Origin of the sequence: Bacillus sp. KICET-3 (genome assembly GCF_033261025.1) — a bacterium.
Lineage (GTDB): Bacteria > Bacillota > Bacilli > Bacillales > Bacillaceae > Bacillus > Bacillus sonorensis.
Map to the genome: position 1 here is coordinate 1,062,087 of NZ_CP137345.1, position 17,554 is coordinate 1,079,640.

General features: G+C 46.7%; 18 protein-coding genes. 15 read left to right on the forward strand and 3 right to left on the reverse strand.

Features of this window, described 5'->3' with window-relative positions; all coding sequences use genetic code 11:
- The first annotated feature begins 85 nt into the window (after positions 1-85).
- Positions 86-1,438, forward strand: coding sequence for an aspartate aminotransferase family protein (locus tag R5H20_RS05260; RefSeq protein WP_373870145.1), 1,353 nt, complete (start codon positions 86-88; stop codon positions 1,436-1,438).
- Positions 1,439-1,480: 42 nt separating this feature from the next.
- Here the strand turns inward: R5H20_RS05260 and R5H20_RS05265 are convergent, their stop codons facing one another.
- Positions 1,481-2,473 (reverse strand): quinone oxidoreductase family protein, encoded by a 993-nt coding sequence (locus R5H20_RS05265; RefSeq protein WP_006636597.1) that lies wholly within the window; start codon positions 2,471-2,473, stop codon positions 1,481-1,483.
- Positions 2,474-2,658: 185 nt separating this feature from the next.
- Between R5H20_RS05265 and R5H20_RS05270 the strand changes: the two genes are divergently transcribed.
- The 11 genes from R5H20_RS05270 (at position 2,659) to R5H20_RS05320 (ending at position 13,263) form a co-directional block, all read left to right on the forward strand.
- Positions 2,659-3,216 (forward strand): glycerol-3-phosphate responsive antiterminator, encoded by a 558-nt coding sequence (locus tag R5H20_RS05270; protein WP_006636598.1) that lies wholly within the window; start codon positions 2,659-2,661, stop codon positions 3,214-3,216.
- 202 nt (positions 3,217-3,418) lie between these two features.
- A complete protein-coding gene (locus R5H20_RS05275; RefSeq protein WP_006636599.1) occupies positions 3,419-4,234 on the forward strand; it encodes an MIP/aquaporin family protein in 816 nt (271 codons plus the stop codon).
- Positions 4,235-4,273: 39 nt separating this feature from the next.
- The gene (glpK, locus tag R5H20_RS05280; RefSeq protein ID WP_006636600.1) at positions 4,274-5,764 is read left to right on the forward strand and encodes a glycerol kinase GlpK; all 1,491 of its coding nucleotides are present in this window, start codon (positions 4,274-4,276) and stop codon (positions 5,762-5,764) included.
- Between the two features lie 144 nt (positions 5,765-5,908).
- Entirely contained in the window at positions 5,909-7,576 is a 1,668-nt protein-coding gene (glpD, locus tag R5H20_RS05285) for a glycerol-3-phosphate dehydrogenase (protein ID WP_006636601.1), read from the forward strand.
- A gap of 190 nt (positions 7,577-7,766) precedes the next feature.
- Positions 7,767-9,509: a phospho-sugar mutase gene (locus R5H20_RS05290; protein ID WP_006636602.1), complete on the forward strand. Its 1,743-nt coding sequence runs from the start codon at positions 7,767-7,769 to the stop codon at positions 9,507-9,509.
- 137 nt (positions 9,510-9,646) lie between these two features.
- Entirely contained in the window at positions 9,647-10,105 is a 459-nt protein-coding gene (locus R5H20_RS05295; protein WP_006636603.1) for a DUF6773 family protein, read from the forward strand.
- Positions 10,106-10,150: 45 nt separating this feature from the next.
- Positions 10,151-10,351: a helix-turn-helix transcriptional regulator gene (locus R5H20_RS05300; protein WP_006636604.1), complete on the forward strand. Its 201-nt coding sequence runs from the start codon at positions 10,151-10,153 to the stop codon at positions 10,349-10,351.
- Positions 10,348-10,809, forward strand: coding sequence for a DUF6773 family protein (locus R5H20_RS05305; protein ID WP_006636605.1), 462 nt, complete (start codon positions 10,348-10,350; stop codon positions 10,807-10,809). The genes R5H20_RS05300 and R5H20_RS05305 overlap by 4 nt, the downstream gene beginning before the upstream one ends.
- A gap of 144 nt (positions 10,810-10,953) precedes the next feature.
- Complete coding sequence (locus R5H20_RS05310; RefSeq protein WP_006636606.1) at positions 10,954-12,102, forward strand: GAF domain-containing sensor histidine kinase; 1,149 nt, start codon at positions 10,954-10,956, stop codon at positions 12,100-12,102.
- Positions 12,090-12,740 carry a response regulator gene (locus R5H20_RS05315; protein WP_006636607.1) on the forward strand — a complete coding sequence of 217 codons (651 nt, stop codon included), beginning with the start codon at positions 12,090-12,092 and terminating at the stop codon, positions 12,738-12,740. The genes R5H20_RS05310 and R5H20_RS05315 overlap by 13 nt, the downstream gene beginning before the upstream one ends.
- Before the next feature lie 4 nt (positions 12,741-12,744).
- The gene (locus R5H20_RS05320; RefSeq protein ID WP_006636608.1) at positions 12,745-13,263 is read left to right on the forward strand and encodes an NADPH-dependent FMN reductase; all 519 of its coding nucleotides are present in this window, start codon (positions 12,745-12,747) and stop codon (positions 13,261-13,263) included.
- Positions 13,264-13,287: 24 nt separating this feature from the next.
- Here R5H20_RS05320 and R5H20_RS05325 read toward each other — a convergent pair whose 3' ends face one another.
- Positions 13,288-13,536 carry a YhdB family protein gene (locus tag R5H20_RS05325; RefSeq protein ID WP_006636609.1) on the reverse strand — a complete coding sequence of 83 codons (249 nt, stop codon included), beginning with the start codon at positions 13,534-13,536 and terminating at the stop codon, positions 13,288-13,290.
- Between the two features lie 206 nt (positions 13,537-13,742).
- Here R5H20_RS05325 and R5H20_RS05330 point away from each other — a divergent pair, with 206 nt between their 5' ends.
- A complete protein-coding gene (locus R5H20_RS05330; protein WP_006636610.1) occupies positions 13,743-14,063 on the forward strand; it encodes a YqzG/YhdC family protein in 321 nt (106 codons plus the stop codon).
- Positions 14,064-14,098: 35 nt separating this feature from the next.
- On the opposite strand, the gene nsrR is transcribed toward R5H20_RS05330, so the two are convergent.
- Positions 14,099-14,530 (reverse strand): nitric oxide-sensing transcriptional repressor NsrR, encoded by a 432-nt coding sequence (gene nsrR / locus R5H20_RS05335; protein ID WP_006636611.1) that lies wholly within the window; start codon positions 14,528-14,530, stop codon positions 14,099-14,101.
- A gap of 264 nt (positions 14,531-14,794) precedes the next feature.
- On the opposite strand from nsrR, the gene hmpA reads away from it, so the two are divergent.
- Together hmpA and R5H20_RS05345 are read left to right on the forward strand one after the other, a co-directional pair.
- Positions 14,795-16,006 (forward strand): NO-inducible flavohemoprotein, encoded by a 1,212-nt coding sequence (gene hmpA, locus R5H20_RS05340; RefSeq protein ID WP_006636612.1) that lies wholly within the window; start codon positions 14,795-14,797, stop codon positions 16,004-16,006.
- 115 nt (positions 16,007-16,121) lie between these two features.
- Positions 16,122-17,531, forward strand: a complete 1,410-nt coding sequence (locus tag R5H20_RS05345; protein ID WP_006636613.1) for a SpoVR family protein — start codon at positions 16,122-16,124, stop codon at positions 17,529-17,531.
- The last annotated feature ends 23 nt before the right edge of the window (positions 17,532-17,554 follow it).

Sequence of the window (17,554 nt, forward strand, 5' to 3'; positions counted from 1 at the left end):
AAAAACAAAAGAAGGAGCTGCATTTCCTCAGAAGAAGTGCAATAAATATAAATGGAGATGGTGCATGTTCAGATCATGAAATGAGGTGGATAGATTGCAGGCAGAGGAACACCGATTGAACGTGAAAACAAAAGATCAGAAATACCTTTGGCACGCCATGAGCGGCATGGCGCGGGACCCGTCCCGTCTTGTTGTGGAGAAAGCCGAGGGTGCATGGATTACAGATGTTGACGGCCGCCGTTTTTTGGACGGGATGGCCGGGCTTTGGTGCGTGAATGTCGGCTACGGCAGAAAAGAACTTGCAGATGCGGCGTACGAACAATTAAGAGAGATGCCCTATGCCCCGCTTACACATGCACATATACCGGCCATCAGGCTCGCAGAAAAGCTGAATGAGTGGCTTGGCGGAGATTATGTGATTTTCTTTGCAAACAGCGGCTCAGAGGCAAATGAGACGGCCTTTAAAATCGCCCGCCAATATCATCAGCAAAAAGGAGACCATACGCGATATAAATTCATTTCCCGTTATAGAGCCTATCACGGGAACACGATGGGAGCGCTCGGCGCAACCGGCCAGGCCCAGAGAAAGTATAAATATGAGCCTCTCGGCCACGGATTTGTCCATGTGCAGCCGCCTGATCTGTATCGCAATCCCGCTGATCAAGATACCCTTGAAAGCGCTGAGAACATTGACAAGGTCATAATGTGGGAGCTCCCGGACACGGTCGCCGCCATGATCATGGAGCCGATCATAACAGGCGGCGGCATTCTCATGCCTCCTGACGGATATATGGCGAAAGTCAAAGACATATGCGAAAAGCACGGGGCGCTATTAATCTGCGATGAAGTCATTTGCGGTTTTGGCCGTACGGGTGAGCGGTTCGGCTTTATGAACTATGGTGTAAAACCGGATATCATTACGATGGCCAAGGGCATTACGAGCGGATATCTGCCATTAGCGGCAACCGCCGTCAAACGGGAGATTTATGAAGCATATGCAGGCGACGATCCGTATGACCGTTTCCGTCATGTCAATACATTTGGAGGAAACCCGGCAGCTTGTGCGCTCGCAATCAAAAACCTCGGCATCATGGAAGATGAGCGATTGATCGACCGGTCCCGCATGCTTGGGAACAAACTGCTCGATGAATTAAAGGAGGCTGAAGAGCATTCGAAAGTCGGGAACATCCGGGGGAAGGGGCTTCTGATAGGGATCGAACTGGTGAAAGACAAACAAACGAAACAACCAGCCGATATGGCGGACGTCAACAAAGTGATTCTGGCGTGCAGACGGAAAGGCTTGATTGTCAGTAAAAATGCGGACACTGCGGCAGGGTATAACAACGTCATCCAGCTTGCGCCGCCTCTCAGTCTGACAGAAGAAGACCTTTCATTCATCATAAAAGCGCTGAAAGAAAGCCTCTGCTGTTTGCAGTAAAGGAAGCGGATGCGGCGGCTCGGCCGCCGGCATCTAAACCATTTAAACGTCGATCAACAACGCGATTTTTCCGAACTGTTCTCCATTCATCATGCGGTGAAAGGCTTCGGCCGCATCTGCTAAAGGGAATACCTTGTCAACGATCGGCTGAAGCGAGTGGCGTTCCATAAACTGAATCATATCCTTGAACTCCTCAAGGCTGCCCATTGATGTGCCGATGATGCTGATTTGCGGGAAAAATAGCGCGCGGAGCGGAAGTTCGATGCTGTCTCCTGAGCTTGCTCCAAAATTGACGATTCGTCCGTTCGGCTCCAAAATATCAAAGTACTTTGGGAATGTTGCCGGTCCGATGCTGTCCAGGACGAAATCGACTTTTTCCCCTTTGAGGATTTCGTTCCAATCGCCGCTGCTGTCAATCGCGCGATCGGCGCCAAGGCGAAGCGCTTCAGCTCTTTTTTCTTCGCTTCGCGATGAAACGGTGACCTCTGCGCCCGCCGCCTTTGCCATGAGCAGGGCAAATGTTGCCACACCGCTGCCGATGCCTGGTATGAATATGTGCTCACCTTTTTTCAGCCTGCCTTTTGTAAACAGGGCCCTGAAAGCGGTCAGCGCTGATAAAGGCAGGACTCCTGCTTGTTCCCACGTAAGGTAGGCCGGTTTTGGAAGGGCGTTTTTCGCAGAGACCACCACATATTCTGCAAAGGTTCCGTCACTAGGCCCGCCAAGAATTTCGGGTACTTTGGGGACGGAATCCGTGTGTTCCCAGTCAGTGCTTGGATTAATGATGACCTCTGTACCGGCGGCGAGATCTGTGACTCCCTCGCCGATTTCTTCGACAATGCCCGCCCCGTCAGATCCGGGAATAAATGGCGTGTCGCCTTCTTTTCGCGAGCGGAAAAGAAACAGGTCGCGGTGATTTAATCCCGCCGCTTTTAGTTTTATTTTGACTTCCCCGTATCCGGGCGTTTTATCGGCTGCATCTTTCATCTTTAGTCCTGCAAGGCCGTTCGTTCCGTCATGAATGATGGCTTTCACGATCATTCCCCTTTCGTGTGGTTTACGCAAAATTATGACTTGGCAAAGAATGAATGTAAAATGATGTGCTTTGGGAACGATGAAAAAAAACAGACATACGAACAAGGGATTGCAATACGGCGAAAATTCCTTTAGTGTAATACAGGATGCTGTCATAGCAGGAAGTTAAACGAAGGAGATGGAACATGAGTTTTCACGATCAAAAAATTTTACCAGCCATTCGAAATATGAAGCAATTCGATATGTTTCTGGACAGTCCTTTTTTATACGGCGTCCTTCTCGACATTCATCTCGGACGGCTGGGAGGCGTAATCAGTGCGGCAAGGGCCCGCGGCAAAAAAATGTTTGTTCATGTTGATTTGATTCAAGGAATTAAGCATGACGAATACGGCGCGGAATTTATATGCCAGGACATGAAGCCGGCCGGGATTTTGTCCACGAGATCAAGTGTGATCGCCAAAGCGAAGCAAAAGAAAGTATACGCCATTCAGCGCATGTTTTTAATTGATACGAGCGCCATGGAAAAAAGCATTGAGCTTGTAAAAAAACACAGACCTGATTTTATTGAAGTGCTTCCTGGTGTAGTGCCGGATTTGATCAGGGAAGTGAAAGAAAAAACAGGCATTCCTATATTTGCAGGGGGATTCATCCGTTCTGAGAAGGATGTCGAAGGTGCTTTAGAGGCGGGCGCCTCCGCAGTGACAACCTCTGATACCGAGCTGTGGAAAAAGTATTGGGAATAAAAATAAATTGTGAAAAAATATTGACAACGCTTACACAATACGATACGATCGTACCAAGTTGATACATTGTGACGGAGACCCGGAGACCACAGCAGTTCTTTACAATTCTGATGTAAAGAAGATTTGCTGTGTTTTTTTATGGTTCTTTTGACACAGTGAACATCTCTAACATTCATATAAACAGATTTTAGGAGGGATAGCCTTGACAGCATTTTGGGGGGAAGTTATCGGCACAATGCTGCTTATCGTATTTGGCGCAGGAGTTTGCGCAGGGGTAAATTTGAAAAAATCGCTTTCCCATCAATCAGGGTGGATCGTTATCGCATTTGGCTGGGGGCTTGGCGTAGCCATGGCCGTATATGCCGTCGGCAATATCAGCGGAGCTCATTTAAATCCCGCTGTCACATTGGGACTGGCGTTTGTCGGCGATTTCCCTTGGGAGCAAGTGCCTTCTTATATTTTCGGACAAATGCTCGGCGCATTTTTGGGAGCCGCTCTCATTTTTCTTCATTATTTGCCGCACTGGAAGGAAACAGAAGACCAAGGAGCAAAGCTTGGTGTGTTTTCGACCGGGCCGGCCATTCCAAATACTTTTGCCAACCTGTTCAGTGAAACTTTGGGAACGTTCATTCTTGTGCTCGGCCTTTTGGCGATCGGCGCAAACAAATTCACAGATGGCTTGAATCCGCTTGTCGTCGGTTTTCTGATCGTGGCAATCGGTCTGTCGCTAGGAGGAACGACCGGTTATGCGATTAACCCGGCGCGTGATTTAGGCCCGAGAATCGCCCACTTTGTTCTTCCGATTGCGGGAAAAGGAAGTTCTAACTGGGGGTATGCGTGGATTCCCGTCTTGGGTCCGGCTCTCGGGGGATCATTTGCCGGCGTTTTTTACAATGCCGCATTTAAAGGGCACATCACAAACGCCTTTTGGATTGTAAGCGCTACAGTAGCTGTGGTATTGTTAGGTTTCTATATTCATATGAAAAAGCAGACGGTGGAAAAATCAGTAAACTTGTAACCCGATCCATCGTGGGGAGACAATAAAGGGGGAGCTAAAATGGAAAAATATATTTTATCTCTTGATCAAGGAACGACAAGTACAAGAGCCATTATTTTCAATAATGAAGGGAAAATTGTGCATACCGCACAAAAAGAATTTCATCAATATTTCCCGAACCCGGGCTGGGTTGAACACAATGCGAATGAAATCTGGGGGTCTGTTTTGGCCGTCATTGCTTCGGCACTTTCTGAATCAGGCATTCAAGCCGGGCAAATCGCCGGCATCGGCATCACCAACCAGCGGGAAACAACGGTTGTCTGGGATAAGCATACAGGCAAGCCCGTTTACAATGCGATCGTCTGGCAGTCCCGCCAGTCGGCCGGAATATGCGAAGAATTGCGGCAAAAAGGATATGAAGATAAAATCAGGGAAAAAACCGGACTTTTGATTGATCCTTATTTTTCAGGCACAAAGGTCAAATGGATATTGGATCATGTCGATGGCGCAAGGGAAAAAGCGGAAAATGGCGATCTGCTATTTGGAACGATTGATTCATGGCTGATCTGGAAAATGTCCGGCGGCAAAGCTCATGTGACAGACTACTCAAACGCCTCTAGAACATTGATGTTTAATATTTATGATTTGAAGTGGGATGAAGAGCTGCTCGACATTCTGGGCGTTCCGAAATCAATGCTTCCGGAAGTCAAACCGTCTTCCCACGTGTACGGCGAAACGGTCGACTACCATTTCTTCGGAAAGAATATTCCGATTGCCGGAGCCGCGGGCGATCAGCAATCCGCATTGTTCGGCCAGGCCTGTTTTGAAGAAGGCATGGTCAAAAACACGTATGGCACCGGCTGCTTTATGCTGATGAACACCGGAGAAAAAGCGATTAAATCGGAGCACGGTCTGTTGACGACGATCGCCTGGGGAATTGACGGCAAGGTTGAATACGCGCTTGAAGGAAGCGTGTTTGTCGCAGGTTCCGCCATCCAGTGGCTTCGCGATGGGCTGAGAATGTTTAAAGATGCAAAAGAAAGTGAAACATATGCTGTAAAAGCAGAATCTGCTGATGGTGTATATGTGGTTCCGGCATTTGTCGGCTTAGGAACGCCATATTGGGACAGCGATGTCCGCGGCGCGGTCTTCGGTTTGACACGGGGTACGACAAAAGAACACTTTATCAGAGCGACGCTCGAGTCTCTTGCATATCAGACGAAAGACGTGCTCGACGCCATGATGGAAGACTCCGGTATCTCGGTCAAAACGCTGCGTGTCGACGGCGGCGCGGTCAAGAACAACTTTTTGATGAAATTTCAGGGAGATATTCTTGATGTCCCGGTTGAGCGGCCGGAAATCAATGAAACGACCGCTCTTGGTGCAGCCTACTTAGCCGGTCTTGCCGTCGGCTTCTGGAATGACCGGTCAGAGATTAAAGACCAGTGGAAGCTGGAAAAACGCTTTGAACCGGAAATGGAAGAAAAAGTACGCGAAGACCTTTACAGCGGATGGCAAAAAGCGGTAAAAGCAGCTAGAGCTTTCAAATAATCCGCAAGTATGTTATAATGTGATCAAGTTAATAGTAACGGTTGGAGAAGAGGAGAGACCACAGGCACCAAAGCAGTTGTATTGCTTTGGTTGTTTGTGGTCTCTTTTTCTATTATTTGCCGTGACAACAAGGGAGGACTTTTAATGGATACAGTATTTTCAAGCCGCAAGCGAGATGAGATCCTAAAGAATATGACAAAAGAGAAGTATGATGTGTTTATTATCGGCGGAGGGATTACGGGAGCCGGCACGGCGCTTGACGCCGCTTCACGCGGAATGAAAACCGCCCTTTGCGAAATGCAGGATTTTGCGGCAGGAACGTCAAGCCGCTCCACAAAGCTCGTTCACGGAGGGCTTCGCTATTTAAAACAGTTTGAAGTGAAAATGGTTGCTGAGGTCGGAAAGGAACGGGCGATTGTTTATGAAAATGGTCCGCACGTGACAACGCCTGAATGGATGCTTCTGCCGATGCACAAAGGAGGAACCTTCGGCAAATTCACGACGTCAATCGGCCTCAGGGTATACGACTTTTTGGCGGGCGTCAAAAAGGCCGAGCGGAGAACCATGCTGAATGCAAGAGAAACGCTTGAAAAAGAGCCGCTCGTGAAAAAGGACGGCCTGAAAGGCGGAGGCTATTATGTCGAATATCGGACAGACGATGCCAGATTGACAATCGAAGTGCTGAAAGAAGCGGTTAAATTAGGTGCTGAAGCGGTCAACTATGCAAAAGTGAACGATTTTATTTATGAAAACGGAAAGGTTGCAGGCGTCGTGATTGAAGACGTCTTTACGAAAAAAACGTACCGTGTCTATGCGAAAAAAATCGTCAATGCGACAGGGCCGTGGGTCGACCGTCTGAGAGAAAAAGACCACTCAAAAGAAGGCAAACACCTTCAGCATACAAAAGGCGTCCATCTTGTATTTGACCAGTCGGTCTTCCCGCTAAAACAGGCGGTATATTTCGATACGCCGGACGGCCGCATGGTGTTTGCCATTCCGCGTGACGGCAAAGCCTATGTCGGGACAACGGACACCGTCTACAACAAAGCCCTTGAACATCCGAGAATGACAACCGAAGACAGGGATTACGTCATCAATGCGATCAACTATATGTTCCCTGATCTGAACATTACCGCCAATGACGTGGAATCAAGCTGGGCGGGGCTCAGACCTCTGATCCACGAAGAAGGAAAAGATCCGTCAGAGATTTCCCGAAAGGATGAAATCTGGACATCTGATTCCGGCTTGATCACGATTGCCGGCGGCAAACTGACAGGCTACAGAAAAATGGCTGAACATATCGTCGACCTTGTCAGAGACCGTTTAAAAGAAGAAGGTGACAGGGATTTCGGACCTTGCAAAACAAAAACAATGCCGATATCCGGAGGGCACATCGGCGGTTCCCAAAACCTCGAGTCCTTTATCGAAGAAAAGGCGTCAGAAGGAGCGGCGGCGGGCTTAGCCGGACAAACGGCCAGACAGCTTGCAGCCAGATACGGCTCTAATACAGACCGGCTGTTTGAACGGGTTCAAAAGCTGAAGGATGAAGCTGTAAAACGCCGCATTCCTGCTCATGTATTAGCGGAAATGGACTACAGCATCGACGAAGAGATGGCAGCCGTTCCGGCAGACTTCTTCGTTCGGAGAACAGGCTCATTATTCTTTGACATCAATTGGGCCCGCACGTATAAAGAAGGACTTACAGACTATATGAGCGAAAAGCTGAACTGGGACGCGGAAACAAAGGAAAAGCACGTGAAAACATTGGATCAGCTCCTCCATGACGCGGTCGTTCCGCTGGAAAGCAAATAACATGCCAAGTACAAATGGCATGCCGGAATATTCGGCAAACATCGATCAACATATCTAAAATGGCGCTGCCTTCACAAGAGGCAGCCTCATTTTTTAAGAAGCGCCAACTAATTTTGGACAAAGCAGACGTTTATCGATAATATAAAAAAAGAACGGCTGCTACATAAGCTAGAATATTGGGAGGTCTGACATGAGCTGGAAAACAAGCTATGAACGCTGGAAGAACACTGAAAATTTAGATCCTGAATTAAAATCCCTCCTCCTCAAGGCGGAAGGAAACGAAAAAGAATTAGAGGATTGCTTTTATAAAAAACTTGAATTTGGAACAGCGGGAATGCGCGGGGAAATCGGGCCCGGTCCAAACCGAATGAACGTCTACACGGTACGCAAAGCATCAGCCGGCCTTGCAGCATATATCGCCGCAAACGGTGAAGAAGCCAAGAAACGGGGAGTTGTCATTGCCTATGATTCCCGCCACAAATCGCCCGAATTTGCGATGGAAGCGGCTAAAACGCTTGCGGCAAACGGGGTTCAAACATATTTGTTTGATGAGCTTCGCCCGACTCCGGAGCTTTCATTTGCGGTAAGACATCTTCATGCATATGCGGGCATCGTGATCACGGCAAGCCACAATCCTCCTGAATACAACGGCTATAAAGTCTACGGAGATGATGGAGCACAGCTGCCTCCTGCGGCTGCGGACAAGCTTATTGACCAAGTCAATGCGATTGAAAATGAATTGGAGATTCCGGCCGGGGATGAGAACGCTTTAAAAGAAAAAGGGCTCATCAACATCATTGGCGAGGATATCGATCAGGCGTATCTTGACAAGCTGACATCGATTTCCGTCAATCCTGGTCTTGCTAAGGAAACGGATGTAAAGGTCATTTTTACGCCGCTTCACGGAACGGCCAACAAATCGGTCAGACGGGGACTAAAAGCCCTCGGCTATGAACATGTGACCGTCGTTCCCGAACAGGAGCTGCCGGATCCCGACTTCTCAACGGTCACTTCCCCGAATCCGGAGGAGCACGCCGCTTTTGAATATGCGATCAAATTGGGAGAAAAAGAGGAAGCAGATATTTTGATCGGAACAGATCCTGATGCAGACCGGCTCGGTGTCGCCGTCAAAGACCATGAGGGCCGCTATGTTGTCCTGACAGGAAACCAGACGGGAGCGCTCCTGCTTCATTATTTGCTTTCTCAAAAACAGCAAAAAGGAATCCTGCCTGAGAACGGAGTCGTTTTAAAAACGATTGTGACAAGCGAAATGGGCCGCGACATCGCCGCTTCATTCGGACTTGATACAGTTGACACGCTGACAGGCTTTAAATTCATCGGGGAAAAAATTAAACAATACGAAGCATCCGGCGAATATTCCTTCCAATTCGGCTATGAAGAAAGCTACGGCTATTTAATCGGCGATTTTGCGCGGGATAAGGATGCCGTTCAGGCCGCCCTTCTTGCCGTTGAAGTATGCGCTTTTTATAAAAAAGAGGGCAAATCCCTTTACGATGGATTGCTGGAGCTGTTTGAAACATTCGGCTATTACCGCGAAGGGTTGAAATCTCTTACCTTAAAAGGCAAGGAGGGAGCCGAACAAATCGCAGCGATTCTGAGCACATTCAGACAACAGCCGCCGCTTGCAATCGCCGGCAAAGGCGTCGTGTCCGCCGAAGATTACCTTGTCGGCAAACGGATACTGCTCAAGGAAAACAGAGAAGAAACGATCGACCTGCCAAAATCGAACGTGCTCAAATATTTCCTAGAAGACGGCTCATGGTTCTGCCTTCGCCCATCCGGTACAGAGCCTAAAGTGAAGTTTTACTTTGCAGTCAAGGGAGAAACTCGCGAAGAAAGCGAAACGCGCCTGAACAGCCTGACAGATGAAGTAATGAAAAAGATCGATTCGATCGTTAAAGCAAATTCATAAAATCGGAAAGACCGCCGCCTCGAGCAGGCGGCTTTTTTTTACCTTTTAGTTGATTCATGAACACATATGATGTAATATATATATAACATTAAGCAATATATAAATTGCATTTCGGACTTGGAAAGGAGTCTGCCGTCATGAAGCTGTTTAAAAGCGGAGATGAATATGTCGACAAAAAGAGGAATCAATTCTGTTATGAAGCAGGCATAATAACCGCCGCTTTATTGTTCCTCGATGTTCTCATCAGAGGCGTCATATTGGACAGAGAACCGTCAGAATACGCGGTTAGCGGGGGCGTTTTTGCATTGTATGTGTGCTTGATCCTGTTCCGCTATCTGATGTCGGGGCTGGAATATCCGGACGTCTTCACCAAACAGACCTACTCAAAAAAAAGAAGAGAAATCTTCGCAAGAAGCATGGCTTCAGGTGCCATTTTTCTTGTTTTAGCGGCGGTGTTTACAGGTATTCCGCGCGAAGCGGAGGGATGGCTCGATCTTGTCGTCATGTGTTTTTTGTTTGTTTTATTCTACTTTCTGATGAATGCTGCCTCTTTATACATGTCTTTTAAGAAAAACAAAGATCTTTTAGATAAATGACTGATCCAAAGTCAAAAGCGTTATAAACAAAAGCAGGTGGAGTAAATGGTTAACCGAGTCAAACTGGCCCGAATCGAAAAGTCATTGACACAAGCCCAGCTTGCCGAGCGGGTTGATGTGACGAGGCAGACAATCGGGCTGATTGAAAAAGGCAAATATAATCCGACATTACAGCTATGCGTCGCCATCGCAAAAGCGCTGGATAAAACATTGGATGATTTATTTTGGGAGGATGATCAAGCATGATGAAATGGTTTGCATCAGCAGATGAATACATTGAAAAAAGAATGACTCAATTTTTCAGTGAAGCCGGCATATTAATCGCAGTTTTGCTTTTGATGGACGTCGTCATCAGAGGCGCCGTTTTGCGCAGGGATTTATCAGAGTATATCGTCAGCGCAGCCGTATTGGGGATTTATATCGTCTATGTTCTTTTCCGCTATCTCTTGTCAGGCATGGAGTACACAGACATCGATAATGACGGAACATACCGCAAAAAAAGAAAACAGGTGTTGTATGGCAGTATCGTCTGGGCCGCGGTCGTTCTGTTTGCCGACATTATTTTCACCGGCCTTCCGAGCGGCGCACGGGAATGGGGAAGCCTGATTCTGTTTGGTTTGCTCGTCGTGTTATTCTGCTATTTGATCAGTTTGGTCTCTTTAAACAAGTCCTTCAAGAGAAATAAAGACCTTTTAGACGATTGATCTACGGCCAAAGGATTAGAAAAATTCAGCCGCATGCAGTCTATGGTTCCCCTTCTTATGGGAGATCCGCTTTTCACAAAACGTGTGTATAATGAAGAAAAGTGAAATGGGCTGCGCAAATTGGCATGAAAGGCGGATGGATCTTTGAGGGAAGATACCCGTTTTGAAAAATTGAAAACACTGAAAGAAATCGCGGAAACATTGAATGAAGGAAATGATCTAAAAGGAACGCTTGATGCCGTTTTGAAAAAGCTGCTCCATTTAACAGGCCTTAAAACGGCATGGATTTTTCTGATCGATGAAAAGGGCGGATTTGAGATGACGGCCTCTGCGTCATTGCCTGAAGCCCTTCTTTATGACCGGAAGAGGTTAATGTGTGAGGGCGACTGCTACTGCCTTTATCAATACAGGGACGGGAGATTGGACAGAGCGGCAAATATGATTCACTGCAAGCGGATTGATACGGCCATTGAAATGAAGACGGGGGATCCCGAAGGCATCACCCAGCATGCAACAGTGCCGCTCAGGGACCAAAACAAGCGGTTTGGTTTGCTGAATGTGGCCGCTCCCGGCAAGCTCGATTTTGATAAAGAAGAGCTCGCTCTTCTGGAAGCCGTTGCCCTTCAGATCGGCACGGCGATCAAACGGATGAGGCTCGCTGAAAATGAGCAAAGAAACGCGCTTCTCACAGAAAGAAACAGGCTCGCCCAGGACCTTCATGATTCTGTCAATCAGATGCTGTTTTCCGTCAGCCTCACCGCAAAAGCGGCCGGCGAGATGACGGCTGATTCAGAGGTTCGCGAAATGCTGGAATTTATCCAAAACCTCTCACATGAAGCGCTTCATCAGATGAGAGCGTTAATCTGGCAGCTCAGGCCGCAGGGCCTTGAAGAAGGAGTGGCGGCCGCTATTGAAAAATACGCCGATGTCATCGGACTCAATATCAAGCTGACGCTTAGCGGCGTGCTGCGCCTTTCGCAGGCAGAGGAAGAATTAATGTGGCGCTTGAGCCAGGAAGCCCTCGCCAATTGCAAAAAGCATGCCGAAGCCGAGCTGACGCATGTGAGAATCAGCCTGTCTTCTTCAGCGATCATGCTGGAAATCGAGGATGATGGAAAAGGATTTAAATATGATCCCGCTTCAAATATCCCGACGCTCGGATTAAAGGGAATGAAAGAGCGGACAGAGCAGGCGGGCGGTTCTTTTGAGATCCGGTCGGAAATTGGCAAAGGAACGACAGTAAGGATTGTTCTGCCCTACAATGGGAAGGGGGAAGCAGAATGGAAAAAGTGAAAATCATCATTGCCGATGATCATCATATTGTCAGAAAAGGGCTGCTGTTCTTTTTTAAAACAAAAAGCGATCTGGCTGTCATCGGGGAAGCATCGACGGGAAAAGAGGTGCTCGACCTCTTAAGAGACAAGCCGGCTGACATCGTTTTAATGGATCTTTCCATGCCTGAGATGGACGGCATTGAAGCTACAAAACAAATCAAAAAATGGTATCCTTCTGTCAAAGTGGTTGCCTTGACGAGCTATGCCGATCAATCTCATGTCATTCCCGCCATCCAGGCCGGTGCTGAAGCATATCAGCTGAAAGATACCGAGCCGGATGAGCTCGTTGAGACGATCCGGGCCGTTCACGCCGGCCGCCACACATTGGACCCGAAGATCATGTCCCACGTGTTTCAGCATATGGCCCAGGCCAATGAAAAAGAGAAAATACATCAATTGACAAATAGAGAAAAAGATGTTTTATTTGAAATTGCAAAAGGAAAAAGCAATAAAGAAATTGGCGCAGCATTGTTTATTACCGAAAAAACGGTTAAAACGCACGTATCCAATCTGCTGTCAAAGCTCGGCCTGTCAGATCGGACACAGGCTGCACTTTTTGTCGTAAAACATAACATAGACCCAAATCAAGGGGGATGAGGACATGAACATCACCGTGATCAGCGGAACAGCAAGAAAACAAGGAAGAACGAGAGTGGCCGCATCGTATATCGCCAATACATATCACGCCGGCCTGATCGATTTAAGCGAATTCAGCCTGCCGATCTTCAACGGGGAGGAAGAGCAGTTTTCACTGGAGAATGTCCAAACGTTAAGGACATCTGTCAAAGAAGCCGACGCTGTCGTTTTATTATCTCCTGAATATCACAGCGGCATGAGCGGAGCTTTGAAAAATGCCATTGATTTTTTAAGCAGTGAGCAATTCGCAAACAAGCCGGTGGCGCTTTTTGCCTGCGCGGGAGGCGGAAAAGGCGGAATGAACGCTTTAGCCAATATGCGCATTGTCGCACGTGGAGTGTATGCGAACGTGATTGCCAAGCAGCTTGTGCTTGACCCGATTCACATCGATGACGAAAACCATACGGTCACCGAAGGGGCAAAAGCGAAAATCAAAGATGTAATGGAAGACCTGCTGACTTATGCGGAATATCAAAAAGCCTGACGCTTATCATGCGTCAGGCTTTTTTTAGGTGAAAACGAGCACGCCGTTTTCTTGGCCATGTGCGGAAAATGAGGCGTGATCAATATACTGAAGCAGGTCGTAAAGCCTTTTTTCAACAATCAAATCGTCTTTTTCAAAATTATAGGCATGCAAGAAGTGTTCAATCCGCTTTGACAAAAGATCATCTTCTGTGCGCACCATGAGAATGAGCAGGTTATCCCATTGTGACCGGTGTGTATAATACAATGCTTTATCATAATCAGCGTAATTCAATTCGCCACTCTCCCTTCTTTCTTTAGGAGTCTTGATTATTTTATGTGCGAGGCTGTTTTTTTCTCTGGGCAAAAGTTGGTCTGCCTGATAACACCGCCTAGAAATATGAGGATTGCATAACGAAAAAAACGGAACATCATCCGCATGATGCTCCGTTTTCTGGTCATGATAAACATATGTACAATGACAATTTGGAGAGAAAAACAATGAAGAAATGTTCTTATCCGCTTTTTTTCAGCCTCATCGTGCTCACTTCGTTAATGGGACACAGCCACCCTGCAGAAGGGGGGCGCCATTCTATCGACAGATGGGAAAGGATCGCCTGGAGCGCGCTGGAGGAGAAGTATCAGGATGCCCAGCTAAAGGATTATGAATATATAGGGCGTACCCGAGTCAATGATGAACAAATAAAAGACGTATTCAGAGTCACCGTCAATCAGGATGGCAAAACGTTCCCGGTTCATGCGGAAGTTTATTTCCATCCCGTTACCAATATAATTATCAGCGTTCATATTTTTCCTTTATAAGAACATAAAAAAAAACGAAGGAATGTTTTCCTTCGTTAACTCAATAATTTTCGTATATTGTCCTGATTAAAGATTACATCCTGAAGAGTATATTGGTCCAACACGGATAAATATGCGGACAGTGCTTTATTTAATACATGTTTTAAGCCGCAGTTGGGGGATAGAATGCAGTTGTTTTTTTCTTTGTTAAAGCACTCAACAAGGTTAAAATCATCTTCTGTTTTTCTGATGACTTCACCGATATTGATCTGTTCAGGCGCTTTTCCGAGACGGATTCCGCCGTTGCGTCCCCGGATTGTTTCAACATAGCCAAGCTTGCCAAGCTCATAGATCACCTTCATCAGGTGGTTTTTGGAAATGGAATACGTGTCGGCGATGTCTTTTATATTGACAAGCTCGTTTGAGTTTTTGGTTGCTAGAAAAATCAGTACTCGCAATGAGTAATCCGTATAATTTGTTAATTTCATCGCACTAACCTCAAATCAAACAAGTTTCCATTATCTTATCACATTTGCCTCGGTTTATGATGGGATTTAGTCAATTTGTTACAAAATTATAAAACATTCATCTTTAATATTGCTTTCATCCTAATTGATGTCTAAGATAAAGATGTATTCAAAATACATCTTTAATTAAGAATAACATTGATATTGCTTAAAAATGAATGCTTTGCGCCTTTAAAGATGTATTTAAAATACATTTTTAAAGTGATCTGGAGAGGAGCAAACACTATGCTATCTGAAAAAACGATGCAAATTGTGAAATCAACCGCGCCTGTATTAAAGGAAAGAGGAACTGAGATCACCAGTTGTTTTTATGAGCGGATGTTTAAGGCACATCCAGAATTAAAGAACATATTTAACATGTCCCGCCAGCAAACGGGAGGACAGCCAAAAGCGCTGGCATATACGGTTTTGCAGGCTGCCGAAAATATTGACCGGCTTGAGGCTCTGCTTCCTGTCGTCAAACAAATCGGACATAAGCATAAAAGCCTGCAAGTCAAACCGGAGCATTATCCAATTGTCGGCAAACATTTATTAGAAGCAATCGAAGCCGTGCTTGGGGAAGCGGCGACACCGGATATTCTACAAGCTTGGGCAGAGGCTTATGAAGAGATTGCACGGGTCTTTATTGACATTGAAAAACAAATGTATGAAGAAGCTAAAAAAGAAGGAGCCTGGGAAGACTTTAAACCGTTTGTCGTTCTGGAGAAGCGCCGGGAATCGGAAACGATCACTTCGTTTTATCTAAAACCGGCCGACGGATCGGATTTGCCTGAATTCACTCCTGGCCAGTATGTATCCGTCCGCATCAAAATTCCGGGAGAGCAGTACTTTTTAACCCGCCAGTACAGCCTGTCAGATGCGTGGAACAAGGATTATTACCGGATTTCCGTCAAGCTTGAAGCCGAAGAAGGACAGCCGAAAGGAAAAGTATCAAGCTATCTGCACGAAGAAATCGAAGCGGGCAGCTCTCTTGAAGTAAGCGCACCCGCCGGAGACTTCTCCCTTTCCGGACAGACAGACAAGCCGGTTTATTTCATCAGCGCCGGATCAGGGATCACCCCGGTCATGAGCATGGCAAAAACATTGGCCGCACAGGAAAGCGGCCGCGAGATCACATTTGTTCATGCCGCAAAATCTGAAAAACACCAAGCGTTCAAAGAAGAAGCCGAAAAACTTGTCAGCGGAAATCCAAACAACAGACTGCTGTTTATCTACAGCCAGGCTTCTGAAGCGCCGGCAGAACATGCCGTAAAAGGCCGTTTGAATGAGGACCTTCTCAAAACGATTGTGAAAGATCAAGACGGCGAATTTTATGTGTGCGGACCGCTTTCATTCATGAAAAGCGTCATCGAAGGATTGCAAAAGCTTGGCGTTCCAACGGAAAACATCCGTTATGAAAGCTTTGCTTCATCTCTTGAAATGCAAATTGCAAATTAAAACAAAAGGCAGCTGTCAAATTGACGGCTGCCTTAAAACATATTCCGCACATTTCATCTTTTGAAGACCCGGCTCATACAATAAGAATGAAGTCCAATCAGGGGGGATTCAGACATTGAGCGTGCGGGAGCAAAAAGAACTGGAGCGGGCGATTGAGGAAATTACGGAAATCGCGAAAGGATTCGGCCTTGATTTTTATCCGATGAGATACGAAATTTGCCCGGCTGAAATCATCTATACATTCGGTGCGTACGGCATGCCGACCAGATACAGTCATTGGAGCTTCGGCAAGCAATTTCACAAAATGAAGCTTCACTATGATTTTGGGTTAAGCAAAATATACGAGCTTGTGATTAATTCAGATCCCTGCTACGCTTTTTTGCTTGACAGCAATTCGCTGGTTCAAAATAAACTGATTGTCGCTCATGTACTTGCCCACTGCGATTTTTTCAAAAACAACTGCAGGTTTCAAAATACAAAACGGGATATGGTCGAAAGCATGGCGGCGGCGGCTGAGCGGATTAAACATTACGAAACCATCCACGGCGCGCGGGAAGTCGAAGCTTTTCTCGATGCGGTTCTGGCGATTGAAGAGCACATCGATCCTTCTTTGGTGAGGCCGAAGCTGTCCTGGAGCATTGATGATGAAGAGGAAGAAGAGGAAGACAATCGTTCCACGCCGTACGATGATTTATGGGAATTGGATCAGAAGGAGCCGAAGCAGACGAAGAGAAAAGGGAAAAAGAAATTTCCGCCGAAATCTGAAAAAGACATTTTGCTGTTTATTGAAGAGCATTCACGCGAGCTTGAGCCGTGGCAGCGGGATATTTTGACAATGATGAGAGAAGAAATGCTGTATTTCTGGCCGCAGCTCGAAACAAAAATCATGAATGAAGGATGGGCGTCCTACTGGCATCAGCGGATCATGAGGGAGCTTGATTTAACATCCAGCGAGGCGGTCGAGTTCGCAAAGCTCAATGCCGGTGTTGTTCAGCCTTCCAAAACCGGCATCAACCCATATTATCTCGGACTAAAAATATTTGAAGACATTGAAGAGCGCTATAACAATCCGACGGACGAAATGAAGAGAATGGGGGTTCAGCCAAACTCGGGGAGAGAGAAAATATTTGAAGTCAGGGAAATCGAATCAGATATTTCCTTTATACGCAATTACTTGACAAAGGATCTCGTCATGCGGGAAGATCTCTATCTGTTTCAAAAACAGGGAAGGGATTATAAAATCGTCGACAAAGAATGGAAAGCGGTGCGCGATCAGCTCGTCAGCATGAGGGTAAACGGAGGCTTTCCTTATCTCACTGTTGAGGACGGGGACTACTTGAAAAATTACGAACTGTATATCAAGCATTGGTACGAAGGGATTGAGCTCGATTTAAAATACCTTGAAAAAGTCCTCCCTTATCTCCATCAGCTGTGGGGAAGGAGCGTTCACGTCGAAACCGTCCTCGAGGATAAACCCGTCATGTTTTCTTATGATGGTAAGGCCGTGCACCGCCGGTATTTATAGAGTTAATAAAAGAGGGGAGACCC